Below are 15,660 nucleotides of genomic sequence, written 5' to 3' on the forward strand. Positions count from 1 at the left end.
CAGTACGGGCGCCGCGGTGGCCAGCAGGCAGGCGTAGCCGACCTCGCGCCACGTGGCCGCGTCCGTGTAGCGGGCCCGGAGCCACGACACCGGTCCGCCGGACCGCGGGTGCCGGTGGCCGGAGCCGATCGGGCGCGTGTCCACCATGCGCAGGCGCCTGCGCTCCAGGTTCGCCAGCGGCATCGCGACCAGCGGCCCGAGCGCGCCGACCAGCGCGACCCCGAGCGGGATCAGGAGCGCGACCAGGGCGACGCGGTGACCGCCGGCTGTGAGCCGTGCCGCCACCAGCCAGGCGACCGCCGGTCCGGCCAGGGCCGGGAACGTCATGAGCAGGGTGGTGAGCAGATAGCCCGCAGACCGCCACGGCCAGCCGCTGATCGGTAGTCGGTGCCAGGTGACGGCCTCCAGCGCGGTCCGCGGGCTGCCCGTACGCACGCTCATCACCGTAGCGGGAGCTGCGCGAAGGGTCGTCAGGGCTGCCGATGACCATCGGGTATGCCTGGCCCTACCCCCATCACGGTGCCTGGGTGTGATGCCGCCGGCCCGGCCGAATGGTTGCCTGGCACCGCCCTCGCCGAATGGCGGGTGGCGTTATGCCTCGCAGATCTCGCGATCTCGCATATCGCGATCGGAACGGACGGAACCGCCCAATGTCGAGAACCAAAGGACTCATCGTTTTTCTATCGATCAGTTTCGGCATGACCTGGACCGCCGATATCACCGTGCGCCTGCTGGGTTTCTCGCTGGCGAATCCGCTCGCGCAAATCGTGTCCCTCGGCTGGATCGCGCCCGCCGCCGCGGCCGTGATCGTCCGCCGCTGGGGTACGCGCGAGGGCTTCGCCGACGCCGGGCTGGCGCTGCGGATACGCGCCGCCTGGCGCCACTACCTCGCGGCCTGGCTCGGACCGTTGGCGTTCACCGCGGCCGCCGTAGGGCTGGCCGCGGCGCTGGGTATGTGGCGGCCGACCCTGGCACCGCTCGGCGTCGCCGGGTTGCCCTGGTGGGCCGTCCTGACCGTGCTGATGCTCGTGGTGCCGCTGCTGGCCCCGGTCTACTGGGGCGAGGAGTTCGGCTGGACCAGCTATCTGCGGCTGCGGATCTTCCCCGGGCGACCGCTGGCCGCGACCCTGACCACCGGCCTGATCTGGGCGATCTGGCACTACCCGCTGGCGTTCCTCGGGTACATCCGTTTCGCGAACGTGGCTCTGGGCCTGCTGGTCTGGACGGTGTCGTTCCTGTGCCAGGAGGTCATCCTCACCTGGTTGCGGCTGCGCAGCGGCAGCATCTGGACCACCAGCGTCGCGCATGCCGGGAACAACATGACCCTGTCGCTTCTGACCGGCACGTTGCTGGGCGACGCGTACGGCGCGACCGCGGTCACGGCCGTCATGACCGCGCCGATGGCGGTGGTGGCCGGCTGGATTCTGCTCAGCGGCCGGTACGAGGCGATGCCGACGACCGCGGTGAACCACCCCGATGATGCTCCGGAAAGGAGTTCTTCGGCGATTTCGAGCTGAGCGGGGACAATGAGTATTGAGACATCCACCCTATTGCGCGAAGCGGCATTTTATGGCCTCTTCGAGAGGTCGGTACGGTCGGATTCATGCAAACGAATTTTCCGACGGCCGAAGAACTCGCGGCCGCCTTGCGCGCCGGTGAAGTGACCTCGGCGGAACTGACCGACGAGGCGATCGCCCGTATCGAGCGGGACGACAAGGTGATCAACGCGATCTGCGTGCCGGACTTCGACCGTGCGCGGGCCGCCGCACGCGATGCCGACCGGGCGCGCGCCCGCGGTGAGGACCGGCCGCTGCTGGGCGTTCCGGTGACGGTCAAGGAGTCCTACGACGTCGCCGGGCTGCCCACGACCTGGGGCATGCCGCCCCACCGAAACCATATGCCGGCCGAGGACGCGGTACAGGTGTCGCGGCTCAAGGCCGCGGGAGCGGTGGTGCTCGGCAAGACCAATGTGCCGTTGGGGCTGCAAGACATACAGAGCTTCAACGAGATCTACGGCACCACCAACAACCCGTGGGATCACGGCCGCACGGCGGGTGGATCCTCCGGCGGGTCGGCGGCGGCCCTGGCGTCCGGGTTCGGCGCGCTGTCCATCGGTTCCGACCTCGCCGGTTCGTTGCGCACCCCCGCACATTTCTGCGGTGTCTACGCGCACAAGCCGACACTCGGGCTGGCGGCGACCCGCGGCATGGTCCCGCCGCCCGCGCCGGCATTGCCGACCGAACTCGACCTCGCCGTCGTCGGTCCGATGGCGCGTACCGCCCGCGACCTCACGCTCCTGCTCGACGTCATGGCCGGGCCGGACCCGCTGACGCTCGGCGTGGCGCACCGCCTGACGCTGCCGCCCCCGCGCCACCGGCGGCTCCGCGACTTTCGCGTCCTGGTCCTCGACGACCATCCGCTCATTCCGACCGGGTCCGCCGTGCGGGCGGGCGTGAACCGGGTCGCCGACGCGCTTGCCGACGGCGGCGCCCGTGTCGAACGGCACAGTCCGCTGCTGCCCGATCTGACCGAAGCCGCGGTGCTCTACACGCAGTTGCTGTTCTCGGGCTCCATCGCACGTTTCCCCATCGAAGCGTACGAGCAGTTGCGGGCCCGCGCCGCTGGACTGAGCGCAGACGACCAGAGCCTCGATGCGACGCGGCTGCGCGGCATGGTGTTCAGCCATCGCGACTGGATGGAGGCGAACAACCGCCGCGAGCTCCACCGCCACGACTGGCGGCGGCTCTTCGCCGAGTTCGACGCCGTGGTGTGCCCGATCACGCCCACTCCCGCGTTCCCGCACGACCACGACCCCGCTCTGCTGGAACGGCGGATCGACATCGACGGCGTCGGGTACCCGTACTTCGACCAGCTCGTCTGGGCCGGCCTGGCCACCATGCCCGGTCTGCCCGCCACCGCCGTACCGGCGGGCCGGTCCCCCGAGGGTCTGCCGGTGGGAGTGCAGCTCATCGGCCCGATGTTCGAGGACCGTACCCCGCTGCGGCTGGCCGAACTGCTCGAGCAGAGGATCGGCGGCTTCCAGCCGCCGAAGTAGGACCCTGCCCCTCGTGGGCGGGCACGCGGTTCGCCCTCGTCGGTCATCCGGTCTCCGTGGTGAGCCTTGCCGGATACGGGCCGCAGCCGGGAGGCCTCCCCCATCCGGGAAGGTCCCAGAGATCCCACCGTCTGAAGGCGAGGCCCCGCGCTATCCGGTGGTGACCGGGTGGTGGTCGCCGCCGCGTTCCGTGGCGGCGAGTCGGCCGGCCAGGATCCGGGGCGCGTGTGCGAGGACCATGCCCGCGGCACCGCGTACCTCGGCCCGCTCGCCGAGCTCACCCGGCACGATGGTGACGGCCTCGGCGGCGGCCGCCAGGGCGTAACGCCGCACCGCCCGTTCCAGCGGGGTGAAGAGCAGCGGTCCGGCCGCCGTCAGATCACCGCCGACGACGATCAACTCCGGGTTCAGCAGCGTGACGAGGTCGGCCAGGACCATGCCGACGTGGTCGGCGGCGTCCTCCAGGACGCGGATGGCTCCCCGGTCGCCCTCATCGATCAGCCGCAGGAGATCGGGGACGGTGACGCGGCGGCCCCAGCTGTTCTCCAGGATCCGGGCGATGGCGGCCGGACCGGCCACGGTCTCCAGACAGCCGCGATTTCCGCATCGGCAGATGGCGCCACGGGGATCGGCCAGGAGGTGGCCGACCTCGCCGGCGAGGCCGCCCGCACCGGTCAGCGGCCGGCCGCCGCTGACGATTCCCGCGCCGATGCCGGTGGAGAGGCTGATGTAGATCATGTCGGACGTGCCGCGCCCGGCGCCGTACAGACGCTCGGCGAGGGCGCCGGCGTCGGCGTCGTTGGCGAGCCAGGCGGTCAGCCCGGTTCTCTCCCCCAGCTCACGGCCCGGCCGCGTCCCGGCCCAGCCGGGCATGATGCCGTGCGCCTCCACGGTGCCGTCGGCGGTGCGGACCGGAACGGCGATGTCGACGCCGAGCCCCAGGACGTCGCCGAGGGCGATGTCCTTCTCGCGGATCGCCCGATGGATCAGCTCGGCGGTGAGATCGAGGGTCTCGCCCGGGGCACGCTCGGTGTCGTTGGCCACGGCGGTGTCCCAGACCGGCTCTCCGTGGAGATCGCACAGGGCGACGCGGACGTGCTGATGGCCGATGTCGGCCGCGACGGCGTAGGCGGCGGAGGGAATGAGCATCAAGGGCTGCGCGGGCCGGCCGGTCGGCCGCGACTCCGCGGTGTCCGGGGCCGCCCCGATCAGACGGGCGGCCAGCAGGTCGGCGACGATCGAGGAGACGGTCGCCCGGGACAGCCCGGTGAGCCTGGTGAGCTGCGAACGACTCGACCGGCCCACGTCGTGCAGTGCCTCAAGGACCCGGAGCCGCCCCACCTCGCGAAGATTCAGCGGGGTATCGATCACAGGCTCCTCGGCTTCGGCGGTCCGCTCTCAGGCTAGCAGGCAGAGTCGGCGGAAATTGCTGGCAGATCGCCCGACAGGGCTTGATTTAAGGTACGAAATTAGAGAAATTCTGGCCTAGAGCCCCCGCTTCGCCCCTGAAATGCAGCACTTCGTCCGAGAACAACCAATACCGCGTGTCCTGAAGCCTGCCGGGCGGCGGCTGACTCTCCGGGGACCGCGCCGGTGAGGCGCGGCCGATCTGCCTGACCGACGGATGGCCGTGGAGGTCGAAAGTGGCGAGAGGGAGACGCGAACGTCGCCGAGCACTCACCCGTATGCCGTACGGGACCCCGCGGAGCCGCCCGTTCCGCGGAGCCCTGGCCGTCGTCTCGCTGCTCGCCGCCGTCGTCGGTGGGGCGGCGCCGGCCTCCGGACGGGCGGCGACCGGCCCGACGACGGCGTGGCACCGCGGATCCTTCGCCGTCGACACGGCGAACGTGGTACGCCGATCCGACGCCGTACTGACCAGGCCGAACACCGACCCCCGGCAGTCCATGCCGCTGGGCAACGGGACCCTGGGCGCCGCGGTCTGGGCCGCGAACGGCTTCACCGCCCAGCTCAACCGGTCCGGCACCTTCCCCGACCGCAGGTCCCCCGGACAGCTGGTGATCCCCGGGCTGTCGAAGCTGACCGGCGCCCCGGACTTCGCCGGGTACCTCGACCCGTACGACGGGATGTTGCACGAGACCGGCGGCGGGATGGCCCTCACCGCGTACGTGCGTGCCCGTACCGCGCAACTGGTCGTCGACGTCACCGGCGCCGACCCGGACGTTCCCCAGACCGCCGCGGTAAGGCTGTGGGACGGCCGGCACCCGGCGGCGCGGACGGACGGGAAGATCGCGACACTCGCCGAGACCTGGACGGACGACACCGCGACCGGCGCGTCCGGCCGGACCTTCGGCTCGCTCGCAGGAGTGAGCGCCGGCGGGCGTGACGTCACCGCGTCGAACCCGGACGGCCTCACCGGGCAGGTGTCCTTCACCCCCGACGCCGACGGATCCTTCCGAGTGATCGTCGCGGCACCCGCCTGGACCGGCGGCGACGCGCTCGCCACCGCCGCGTCGGTGATCAAGGACGACGCCACGAAGCCCGCCTCCGCGCTGGCCGCCGCCCATCTGGCGTGGTGGCACGACTACTGGAGGACCGCCGGGCTGATCAAGATCACTTCGTCGGACGGCTCCGGAGAGTACGTCGAGAACCTGCGCACCCTCTATCTCTACGACGCCGCGGCCGAACGCGGCGGGCCGCTGCCCGGTTCGCAGGCCGGCCTCGCGGACCTCTTCAACTTCTCCCAGGACCGGCAGGACTGGTACCCGGCCGGATACTGGTTCTGGAACCTGCGGATGCAGGTCCAGGCGAACCTGTCGGCCGGCGAGTCGTTCCTCAACGACCCCGTCTTCCGCCTCTACCGAGACGACATCCCCGCCATCTCGGCCTGGACCGCGGCCCACATGCCGGGCAGGGAGGGCCTCTGCGTGCCCGAGACCATGCGGTTCAACGGCAACGGGTACTACGCGGGCGGCGACGCCGCGAGCAACGCGTCCTGCGACTCGACCATCGCCCCGAGCTGGAACTCGCTCACCGTCACCACCGGTGCCGAGATCGCGCTGTGGGTCTGGCAGGAGTACCTGACCACCGACGACAGGTCGCTGCTCAGGGCCGACTATCCGCTGATGAGCGGAGCCGCCCGGTTCCTGCTCTCCGCGGCGACCACGGGGTCCGACGGGTACCTGCACACCCGGGCCAACGCCCATGAGACCCAGTGGAACGTCGGCGATCCGACGACCGACATCGTCGCGATGCGGGCGCTCTTCCCCGTCGTGGTCCGGGCGGCGCGGACCCTGGGCGTCGACGGTGACCTGGCCGACCGGCTCCAGGCCGCGATCGCGAAGATCCCTCCGCTGCCGCGGACCGACATCGCGACGAAGACCCGGCTGCTGCCCCCGTCCGCGGACGCCGACGGCGCGGACATGATCGGCCCGTCCGCGGAGCCGGCCGCGCCCCGGCACAACTCCGAGAACCTCGGCCTCGAGGCGGTCTGGCCGTACGGCCTGATCGGCGACGGCGGCGCGCTCACCGACCTGGCGAAGCGCACATACGCCGCGCGTGGCTACGTCAACGCCAACGACTGGAGCTTCGACGCGCTGCAGGCCACCCGCCTCGGCCTGGCGAGCGAGGTGAGGGCGGATCTGCTCGCGGCGACCGAGTCGTACCAGATCTATCCGTCCGGGCTGGCCTCCCTCAGCGGATCCGAGAGCGGCGCGCCCTACGTCGAGCAGGCGGGCGTCACCGCGGCGACGGTGAGCGAGGCGCTCGTGCAGGACTACGACGGGCTGCTGCGCATCGCGCCGGCCTGGCCCGTCGACTGGACCGGTGCGGGCACCGTGTACGTCCAGCACGGCACGAAGGTCGACGTGCAGATCGCCGACGGCACGCCGAGCACGGTGGCGATCGTCGCGGGAGGCGATCATCCGATCGCGATGCGGAGCCCGTGGCCCGGCAGGGACGTGACCGTCGTCGACGGCCGGACCGGCGCGAAGGTGCTCACGCCGGGGAGCGACGCGACGTTCACCATCCCGGCCCACGCGGGCAGGTCGTACCTGGTCGAACTCGTCTCTTCGCCCACCACGTCGCTTCCGTTCGCCCCGGTCGGCGGCAGCCCCGCCACGGCGGTGAAGCACCTGGGCACCCGGAGCATCGGGGTCGACTCGTCCATCCGCGGGTGATCGGCCCGCGGGCCCACGTTGCGAACGACAACCGTCATCGACGGCCATGGTGACCATGCGGGGAAGGGCCCGGGCCGGGCGGTCGGCCGCCCGGCCCTCGGTGACCCGTTATCCGTCGGTCGCGATGGCGAAGACGTGCATCGCGTTGGCTCCGCCTCCGCCCTGGCTGACGTTGGGAAGGGTGATGAACTGCACCGTCTTGCCCGTCTGCAGCTTGACCGTGGACATGTAGAGGTGGACGGTCTGGTTCACCTTCCCGGTGTTCTTGCTGTTGATGTAGGGAAGGGTCGCGACGGTGTCTCCGCCGCCGGCCCACCAGTCGGGGAAGGCGATCGAGAACGGCTGGGTGGTGCCGTCGGTGTAGGTGATCACGCCGCTGCCCGAGGCGGTGCCGTTGTTGCCCGTCCCCAGGAAGGCGAGGTTGGAGCCCGACCCGGAGAAGTCGAACGCCTGACCGCTCGCGATGACGTTCTCCGCCTTGCCCGCCGGGACGTCCGGCCAGGTGAAGGTGAATCCGCCATGGGTGACCTCGCCGCCCGGGGTGATGCCCACGCCGGCGAGGGCCTGGGCCGACAGGCTGAACTCGCCGCCGTCGAGGGTGCCCGCCCCCGGCTGCGCGTCATCGGTGACACCGATGTTGTCGTACGCGGCGGAAAGGGACGCGTAGGGGATTCCGACACTGGTGGTCGCGTCGCCGCTCCCCTCGCCTCCCTGGGCGGCGTAGGTGACCTTGGCCTGAAGGTCGTAGCCGTTGCGCGGGGCGTCGGCCGGGACCTTGACCGTCCAGGTGGTCTTCACCGTCTGACCGCCGGCGACCTGGGCGAACGTGGCCGGTGAGATGGCCTCCGCGGTCCAGCCGTCCGGCGTGGTGAGCGCCATCGTCACGTCGCTCAGCGCGCTCGGGCCGGAGTTGGTGAACGTCGTCGTGGCGGTGAGGGTGCCGCCGGGTTCGACGGTCGAGGGCGCGGTGACCGAGTAGGGGTACTCGGCGGTGATGACGGCCGAACCGGTCACGCCGCCCACCTTCGCGGTGAGGGTCGTGACGCCCGAGCCGACCACCTTGACGTGCCCGCCGGAGTCGACCGTGGCCACGTGCGCGTCGCTGCTGCCGTAGTGGACCTTCGCGTGGGTGAGGTCGACGAAGGACTGGTCGTTGTCAACGGCCTCGACGACGTTGTCGGCCGTCACGTTGAGGTCGCGCTGCTCCTTGGCGTGGTCGGTGTCGTCCTTGATCCACTGGTTCTTGCCGGTCAGGTCGATGGTGTCACCGACCTTGTACTGCACCGCCTCGGGCTGGACGGTGACGTACTGGACCTGCGGGGTGATCCGTCCGGTGACCTTCACCGCCGGCGCGGCGGCGATGTGCGCGGCGTCGGCGCCGACCTGGAACCGGTAGGTGCCATCCGGCACGAACGAGCGCATCGCCTTGGCGTCCCAGACCGCCAGGTCGGCGGCGTTGACGGTGATGGCGACCTGCTCGGTGGCGCCCGGTCGCAGCACCGCGGTCTTCTGGAAGCCCACGAGCCGTTTCCTGGGCATCTCGATGCCCGGGACGGTGAACGGGGTGGCGGCGTACAGCTGAGCGACCGTGGCGCCCGCGACGTGGCCGGTGTTGGTGACGTCGAACCGGACGGTCGCCTTGCCGTTCGCGCTCACCGAGCCGGTGTCGGCGTGCACGTGGGAGTAGGCGAAGTCGCTGTAGCTCAGCCCGTACCCGAAGGGGTAGGTCGGGGTGCCGGAGAAGTACTGGTAGGTCCGGCCGATCCCCCCGGTGCCCGCCGCGGTGATGTTGTAGTTCGACATCGCCGGCAGCTGGGAGTCGTCCTTGTACCAGGTGAAGTTCAGGTGCCCGGCCGGGTTCTGCCGGCCCGTCAGGACGTCGGCCAGCGCCGTGCCCTGGCTCTCGCCGTTGAATCCGCTGAAGACGATCGCGGGGAACTTCGCCTGGACATCGTCGATCTTGACCGGGCCGCCCGTCTGCATCACCAGGGCCATCTTGTCGTTGCCCAGCGCCGTGGCCTGGTCGATCAGCGAGTGGTAGTTGCCGGGAATGGCGAGGGTGGTGCGGTCCTTGCCCTCGTCGGCGACGCCGTGGTCGGTGCCGACGAACACGATGACCAGGTCGGCGGACTCGATGTCGGCCTTCGTCTGGTCGCTGAGCACCGCGGGCGTGGTGGCCGTGGTCGAGGTCTTGGCGTCGTCGAAGACGACCGAGGCGCCGGGGTTGGCGGCCTTGACCGCGCTGGTGATGCCCTTGACCCCGCTGACCTGCAGCGTCGGCTCACCGGAGTAGTTGCCCAGGTTCACCGTGTTCGCCTGGTCGCCGAGGATCACGACCTTGTTCAGCTTCGACGCGTTCAGCGGCAGCAGGGGGTTCTTCGTCCCCGGCACGGCGTCGTTCTTGAGCAGCACGAGCGAGTTCTCGGCGACCTTCGTGGCCAGCGCCTGGTGCTCGGGGCTCTGGATGGCGTCCTTGGTGATCCTGGTGTACTGGACCCGGCCCGGCGAGTCGAACTCACCGGTCTCCATCCGGACGGTGAACAGGTGCACCAGCGCGGTGTCCACGACGCCCTCGCTCAGCGCGCCGGCCTCGATCGCGTCCCGGATGTTCTGCGCGGTGGCCTCGTCGCCGGTGCAGTTGACGTCGGTGCCGGCGCGCAGCGCGTACGCCTGCCCGCCCGCCTGGCCCGACAGCTTCACGCCGGTCGTGGTGTTGGTCCAGGTCGGGTTGCCCTGGTGGTCGGTGGTCCAGCCGGGCGGCGCCCAGTCGTGGCCGCCGTACGGCAGCCTCCAGGTGGTGCCGACCGCGCCGCAGTCGGAGGTGATGTAGCCGTTGAACCCGTACGTCCGCTGGGCCAGCTGGTTGACCGTGTAGGTGTCGGCGACCGCCGGCGTGCCGTTGATGGCGTTGTAGGAGGTCATCAGCCCGGACACGTGGTCCTTCTCGATGAGGTCGCGGAACTGGGCGGTGTAGTACTCCCGCAGGGTCCGGTCGTCGGTGTCGGAGCTGATCCCCGTACGGTTGTCCTCGGTGTTGTTCAGCGCGTAGTGCTTGGCGGTGGCGGCGACCTTCAGGTACGGCGTGGTGGGCTTCCCGCTCTGCGTCTGGCCCTGGTAGCCGTTGACGAACGCGCCCGCCATCCGGCCGGCGAAGTAGGGGTCCTCGCCGAACGCCTCATCGGTCCGGCCCCACCGCGGGTCCCGGTCCAGGTTCACGGTCGGCGCCCAGTAGGTCAGCGAGCCGTAGTCGTTCTTGTCCGGGCCGAGGTTGTTCTGCCCGACGCCCCACAGCGACTTGTCCAGGAAACCGCGCGCCTCATCGGAGATCGCCGTGGTCTCGTCGTAGATCAGCTGGGGGTCCCACGACATCGACGAGGCGAAGTTGGTCGGGAAGCTGGTGGCGTGCACGCCGCCGGAGGCCGAACCGTGGTCGCTGTTCGCGCCGAGCGAGTTGACCCCGTGCTGGCCCTCGCTCCAGTAGGTGTACCGCTGGACGCCCAGCCGCGGGATCGCCGGGGCGTCGTTGGTGTGCAGCTGGGCGGCCTTCTCGTCCAGCGTCATCCGCGAGACCAGGTCCGCGGCCCGCTCCTGGAAGGAGTGGTGCGGATCCAAATAGATCGGCGTGGTGTCCGCACGCGCCGCCGGCGCCGAGACACCGGTCAGACCGATCGCGCAGGCGAACGAACACGTGGCGGCCACAAGAGCGCGCAGCCGTGATGACTTGTGTCGTGCCATCAGGTGACTCCTGATCATGGAGTTGACGGAGGTGGAACTCGCGCCGTTGCCGACGGCGCCGCCGTCCTCCCTTCGCGGACAAGCCCCCGATCGGACCGGCTCGCTCCCGCGTACGTGCAGGATCGCCCTGCGATGTCAGGTTTAGGCGTACATTGCGGGGTGTCTACCTGACAGTGGACATAGTTACGATGACATTGAGCGCAAGTCAACGGATGTCCGGCTATGGTCGGCCTCATTAGGTTGAAACCGAACGAAGTCGAGGAGTCAACGATCGACACCCCACTGAACCTTCGGGAGGTGGGGCGGCTCCGGGTGTTGCAGGCGTTGCACGACACCGACAGCACGAGCCGCTCCGAACTCGTGCAGATCACCGGACTGTCCCGGGCCACCGTCTCCTCGCTGGTCGCCGACCTGCTGACGGCCGATCTGGTCGAGGAGGGCGAGCCGGACAACCACGCGCGGCCCACCGGCCGCCCCGCGCAGTCCCTGAGCATGCGCGCCTCGGCCGCGTACGCCATCGGCACCGACATCGGCCACCAGCACGTCCGGGTCGCGCTGTGCGACCTGCGCGGCACGCCGATCTGGAACGACGTCGTGGCCACGGACGTCGACCGGGCGCCCGGCGAGACGCTCGACCTGGCCGCCACGCTGATCCGCCGGGCGCTGCGGGAACGCAACATCGACCGGCGACGCGTGCTCGGGCTCGGGGTGGACATCGCCGCACCGGTGCGCGACCCCGGCGGCGTGCTGGAGGCTCACGGGATCATGCCCGGCTGGGTCGGCGTCCAGCCCGGCGCCGAGCTCGAGCGGCGTACCGGCCTGCCCACGCGACTGGCCAACGACGCCAACGCCGGAGCCCTCGCCGAACGCAAGTACGGCGCGGGACGCAACGTCGACGACATGATCTACATCCGGCTGTCCGCCGGGATCGGCGGCGGGATCATCACCGGCGGCCGGCACCTGAACGGCTACGGCGGGCTCGCCGGCGAGATCGGCCACATCCGGTCAGTACCGGACGGACGCGTCTGCCGCTGCGGCAACCGCGGCTGCCTGGAGACCGTCGCCAGCCCGGTCGCCATCGCCCGCCTCCTGGAGGTCAGCTGGGGATACCCGGTCGCCGTCTCCGACCTGCTGCCGCTCATCACCTCGGGCGACCGGGGCGCCGTCCGCGCGCTGGAGGAGGCGGCCGAGGAGATCGGCCGGGTCCTCGCGAATCTGGTCACTCTGCTGAACCCGGAGCTCATCGTGGTCGGCGGTGACCTCGCCCCCGCCGGAGAACGCCTCTTCGAGCCGATCGCCCGGGCCGTTCGCCGCTACGGGCTGGCCCCGGCCGCCGAATCCGTCCGGGTCGTCGGCGGACGGCTCGGCGACCATGCCGAGGTCCGCGGCGCCGCCGGCATGATCCTGGCCGACGCCCCCCGGATCCTCGCCGCCGACCTCGCCCGCTGAACCGGGCCACGGCGCGGCTCTACGGCTTGCGGGCGACCGCTCCGTGCATCTGCACATGGGCGTCGGACAGCGCGGCGGACTCCTCGTCCGGGCGCCAGCGGTGCACCAGCCGTACGCCGGGGTCGACGAGCTCGAGGCCGGCGGCGGTGAACAGCTCCGCCACCTCGGCCCGGTCGCGGGCCCGCTCCCGGATGCCGCGCGCGGCATAGACGGCGATGCCGTCGGTGACCTCCCGCGGATTGCTGTCCGCCGTGACGGTGGACAGGGCGAGGAAGCTGCCCGGGGCCAGCGGCGCCATCAGCTGCCGGATGATGGCCCGGGCCGCCTCGTCGTCGGTGACGAACTGCAGGATGGCGAACAGGCTCACCGCCACCGGCCGCGCGAGATCCAGGGTCTCCCCCACTTCGGGCGAGGCGAGGATCGTCTCGGCGTCGTGCAGGTCCGCGTCGATGTAGCTGATGCGGCCCTCGGAGGTGCCGGTGAGCAGCGCCCGGGCGTGTGCCAGCACGAGAGGGTCGTTGTCGACGTAGACCACCCGGGCGTCGGGATGCACCGCCTGGGCGACCTGGTGGAGGTTGGGCTCGGTCGGCAGGCCGGTGCCCAGGTCCAGGAACTGGCGGACACCCTGCTCGGCGGCCAGGTAGTGGATGGCCCGCCGCATGAACTGCCGGTTGGCGCGCATGGAGACCGGCAGGCTGGGCCACACTGCCGCGATGTCCGCGGCGGCCTGCCGGTCGGCGGCGAAGTTGTCCTTCCCGCCCAGGAAGAAGTCGTAGATACGGGCGGAGTGCGCCACATCGGAGCGCAGCTCCGGCGTCCGCCAGTCCCTCAGTGGTCCGGTGCTCATCCCGTCCTCGCGGTCGTCCGTCTGCCTTCGGTCCGCCGCAGTGGTCCTGGGCGCCCCGGCGACGAAACATGATGGCACTCCCACCTGAACGCCCGGCATCCGGGTCACTTAATTTTAGCCTTGACACAAGGCTTGAAAGAGTCGAATCTACGGCCGATAGAGCGCTCTCTGGGATGCCTCCGCCTCGCCACTCAGGAGACCACAGATGCCATCCACCTCAACGTCACCCCCTCCGGGGGCCCGGATCAGCAGAGCATGGGAGATGATCAGGGCACGCTCCCCGTTCGCCGCCCGGAGACCCGGGTCCGGCCCGCTCCGGTTCCGGGCGATCCTGGTGGTGACGGCGCTGCTCGGCGCCTGCCTCGGCGCCGTCCTGACCACGACCGTCGCCCGCGCCCCCGCCGCGCACGCCGACACCGTGCCGCCGCCCCCGGCCGGGTGGACGACCGTGTTCGGCGACGACTTCGCCGGGTCCGCCGGGTCGCCGCCCTCGTCGGCGAACTGGTTCTACGACATCGGCACCGGCTACGGCACCGGCGAGATCGAGCAGACCACCAGCTCGACCGCCAACTCCTACCTCGACGGGAACGGCCACCTGGTGCTCAAGGCCATCAAGAACGGCAGCACCTGGACCTCGGCGCGGCTGGAGAGCACCCGCGAGGACTTCCAGGCCCCACCCGGCGGCAAGCTGGAGATGACGGCCTCGATCCAGCAGCCGAACCCGGCCGGCGGCCTGGGGTACTGGCCCGCGTTCTGGGCGCTGGGCTCGCCGATGCGCGCCGGCGGCGGCTGGCCCACCTCCGGTGAGATCGACATGATGGAGGACGTCAACGGCCTCAACCAGGCCTCGCAGACCCTCCACGACTCGGCCAACAGCCCCGGCCACGCGCTGATCGCCTGCCCGAACACGAGCTCGACCTGCCAGACGGGCTACCACACCTACACGGTGATCATCGACCGTACCAACACGAGCGCCGAGTCCCTGCAGTTCCTGATGGACGGCACGGTGGAGACCACGATCACCGAGGCGTCGGTGGGCACGACGGCCTGGCAGCAGGCCATCGACCACGGGTTCTTCATCATCTGGGACCTCGCGATGGGCGGCAACTACCCCGACGGCATCTGCGGCTGCACCACGCCGACGTCCGCCACCACGTCCGGCGCCTCGATGAGCGTCGCGTACGTCGCCGTCTACGAGCAGGGCGGCAACTCCACACCCACCGCGACCGCCACCGGAACGGGCACGGTGAAGGGCATCAACGGTCTGTGCCTGACGAACCAGAACTCGCTGAACACCGAGGGCAACCCGATCGGCGTCGGCTCCTGCAACGGCGCCGCGGGCCAGACCTGGTCGCCGTACAGCGACGACACGCTGCGCGTGCAGGGCGGCTGTCTCGACGTCGTCAGCGCCGGGACGTCCAGCGGCACCAACGTCGACTGGTATCCGTGCAACGGCACCAACGCCCAGGTCTGGAGACATCAGGCCAACGGCGAACTGGTCAACCCCAACTCCGGCCTGTGCCTGACCGACCCCGGCGGCAACACCGGCGCGCGGCTCGACATCGAGACCTGCGCCGGATCCGCGCAGCAGCAGTGGACGCTGCCGACCGGCGGCGGCACCGGCAACACCGTGACGGTGACCAACCCGGGCGACCAGACGTCCACGGTCGGCACCGCCGCCACCCTGCAGGTCCACGCGAGCGACTCGGCGTCCGGCCAGACCCTCACCTACAGCGCCGGCGGCCTGCCCGCCGGGCTGTCGATCAACTCCTCGACCGGGCTGATCTCCGGCACACCGACCACGGCCGGCACCTCGAACGTCACGGTGACCGCCAAGGACGCCACGGGTGCGGGCGGCTCGGCCTCGTTCACCTGGACGGTGAACACCGCCGGGGGCTGCTCGACGACGAACATCGCGCAGGGGAAGACCGCCACGGCGTCCTCCACCGAGTCGGTGGCCTTCCCCGCGCAGAGCGCCGTCGACGGCGACCTGGGCACCCGATGGTCATCGGCCTTCAGCGACCCGCAGTGGCTCCAGGTCGACCTCGGGAGCACCCGCTCCATCTGCAAGGTGACGCTGAACTGGGAGACCGCGTACGCCACGGCGTTCCAGATCCAGGTCTCCGGCGACGCGAAGACCTGGACCACCGTCTCCTCCACCACCGCCGGAACCGGAGGCACGCAGACCCTGAACACGACCGCGTCCGCTCGTTACATCCGCATGTACGGAACCGCGCGGTCGACCCAGTACGGCTACTCGCTGTGGGAGTTCCAGGTCTTCGGCTCCTGACCTCTGGCCGCCGCGCCGGGAGTCTCCGGGGGCCCGGCGCGGCGGTGAATCGGCCTTCCGGGTTCGCACAGCATCGTGACGGTGAAGCGGACCGGGACGTCATCGCGGTTGCCGCCGTCCTGGTAGTGGATGACGTGGGATGAAGGGC

The 15,660-nt window shown here is 70.7% G+C and carries 9 protein-coding genes; 5 read left to right on the top strand and 4 right to left on the bottom strand.

All coding sequences use genetic code 11. From position 1 onward, the window contains the following. Window positions 1-435, bottom strand: a 435-nt coding sequence (locus ACFFNX_RS15570) for a sensor domain-containing protein (protein ID WP_378201585.1), incomplete at its 3' end; no start/stop codon positions are given. Window positions 436-698: 263 nt separating this feature from the next. On the opposite strand from ACFFNX_RS15570, the gene ACFFNX_RS15575 reads away from it, so the two are divergent. Both ACFFNX_RS15575 and ACFFNX_RS15580 read left to right on the top strand, forming a co-directional pair. Then, window positions 699-1,517 (top strand): CPBP family intramembrane glutamic endopeptidase, encoded by an 819-nt coding sequence (locus ACFFNX_RS15575; protein ID WP_378201588.1) that lies wholly within the window; start codon window positions 699-701, stop codon window positions 1,515-1,517. A gap of 86 nt (window positions 1,518-1,603) precedes the next feature. Further along, a complete protein-coding gene (locus ACFFNX_RS15580) occupies window positions 1,604-3,055 on the top strand; it encodes an amidase (RefSeq protein ID WP_378201592.1) in 1,452 nt (483 codons plus the stop codon). A 150-nt stretch (window positions 3,056-3,205) separates the two neighbouring features. Here the strand turns inward: ACFFNX_RS15580 and ACFFNX_RS15585 are convergent, their stop codons facing one another. Then, complete coding sequence (locus ACFFNX_RS15585; protein ID WP_378201594.1) at window positions 3,206-4,426, bottom strand: ROK family transcriptional regulator; 1,221 nt, start codon at window positions 4,424-4,426, stop codon at window positions 3,206-3,208. Between the two features lie 314 nt (window positions 4,427-4,740). Between ACFFNX_RS15585 and ACFFNX_RS15590 the strand changes: the two genes are divergently transcribed. Next, complete coding sequence (locus ACFFNX_RS15590; RefSeq protein WP_378201597.1) at window positions 4,741-7,191, top strand: glycosyl hydrolase family 95 catalytic domain-containing protein; 2,451 nt, start codon at window positions 4,741-4,743, stop codon at window positions 7,189-7,191. Between the two features lie 108 nt (window positions 7,192-7,299). Here ACFFNX_RS15590 and ACFFNX_RS15595 read toward each other — a convergent pair whose 3' ends face one another. Beyond that, a complete protein-coding gene (locus ACFFNX_RS15595) occupies window positions 7,300-10,926 on the bottom strand; it encodes a glycoside hydrolase family 3 C-terminal domain-containing protein (RefSeq protein ID WP_378201600.1) in 3,627 nt (1,208 codons plus the stop codon). Between the two features lie 240 nt (window positions 10,927-11,166). On the opposite strand from ACFFNX_RS15595, the gene ACFFNX_RS15600 reads away from it, so the two are divergent. Beyond that, a complete protein-coding gene (locus ACFFNX_RS15600; protein ID WP_378201603.1) occupies window positions 11,167-12,375 on the top strand; it encodes an ROK family transcriptional regulator in 1,209 nt (402 codons plus the stop codon). A gap of 19 nt (window positions 12,376-12,394) precedes the next feature. Here ACFFNX_RS15600 and ACFFNX_RS15605 read toward each other — a convergent pair whose 3' ends face one another. Next, window positions 12,395-13,222 carry an SAM-dependent methyltransferase gene (locus tag ACFFNX_RS15605; protein ID WP_378201606.1) on the bottom strand — a complete coding sequence of 276 codons (828 nt, stop codon included), beginning with the start codon at window positions 13,220-13,222 and terminating at the stop codon, window positions 12,395-12,397. A gap of 262 nt (window positions 13,223-13,484) precedes the next feature. Here ACFFNX_RS15605 and ACFFNX_RS15615 point away from each other — a divergent pair, with 262 nt between their 5' ends. Beyond that, window positions 13,485-15,512: a discoidin domain-containing protein gene (locus ACFFNX_RS15615; protein WP_378201610.1), complete on the top strand. Its 2,028-nt coding sequence runs from the start codon at window positions 13,485-13,487 to the stop codon at window positions 15,510-15,512. Window positions 15,513-15,660 lie beyond the last annotated feature (148 nt).

Origin of the sequence: Actinoallomurus acaciae (assembly GCF_042429965.1) — a bacterium.
Lineage (GTDB): Bacteria > Actinomycetota > Actinomycetes > Streptosporangiales > Streptosporangiaceae > Actinoallomurus > Actinoallomurus acaciae.

What these genes read in the sequence shown, in the direction of transcription:
- ACFFNX_RS15575 (WP_378201588.1), top strand. Translation starts at nt 699, where the DNA reads ATGACCTGGACCGCCGATATCACCGTGCGCCTGCTGGGTTTCTCGCTG.
- ACFFNX_RS15580 (WP_378201592.1), top strand. Translation starts at nt 1,604, where the DNA reads ATGCAAACGAATTTTCCGACGGCCGAAGAACTCGCGGCCGCCTTGCGC.
- ACFFNX_RS15590 (WP_378201597.1), top strand. Translation starts at nt 4,741, where the DNA reads ATGCCGTACGGGACCCCGCGGAGCCGCCCGTTCCGCGGAGCCCTGGCC.
- ACFFNX_RS15595 (WP_378201600.1), bottom strand. Translation starts at nt 10,926, where the DNA reads ATGGCACGACACAAGTCATCACGGCTGCGCGCTCTTGTGGCCGCCACG.
- ACFFNX_RS15605 (WP_378201606.1), bottom strand. Translation starts at nt 13,222, where the DNA reads ATGAGCACCGGACCACTGAGGGACTGGCGGACGCCGGAGCTGCGCTCC.
- ACFFNX_RS15615 (WP_378201610.1), top strand. Translation starts at nt 13,485, where the DNA reads ATGATCAGGGCACGCTCCCCGTTCGCCGCCCGGAGACCCGGGTCCGGC.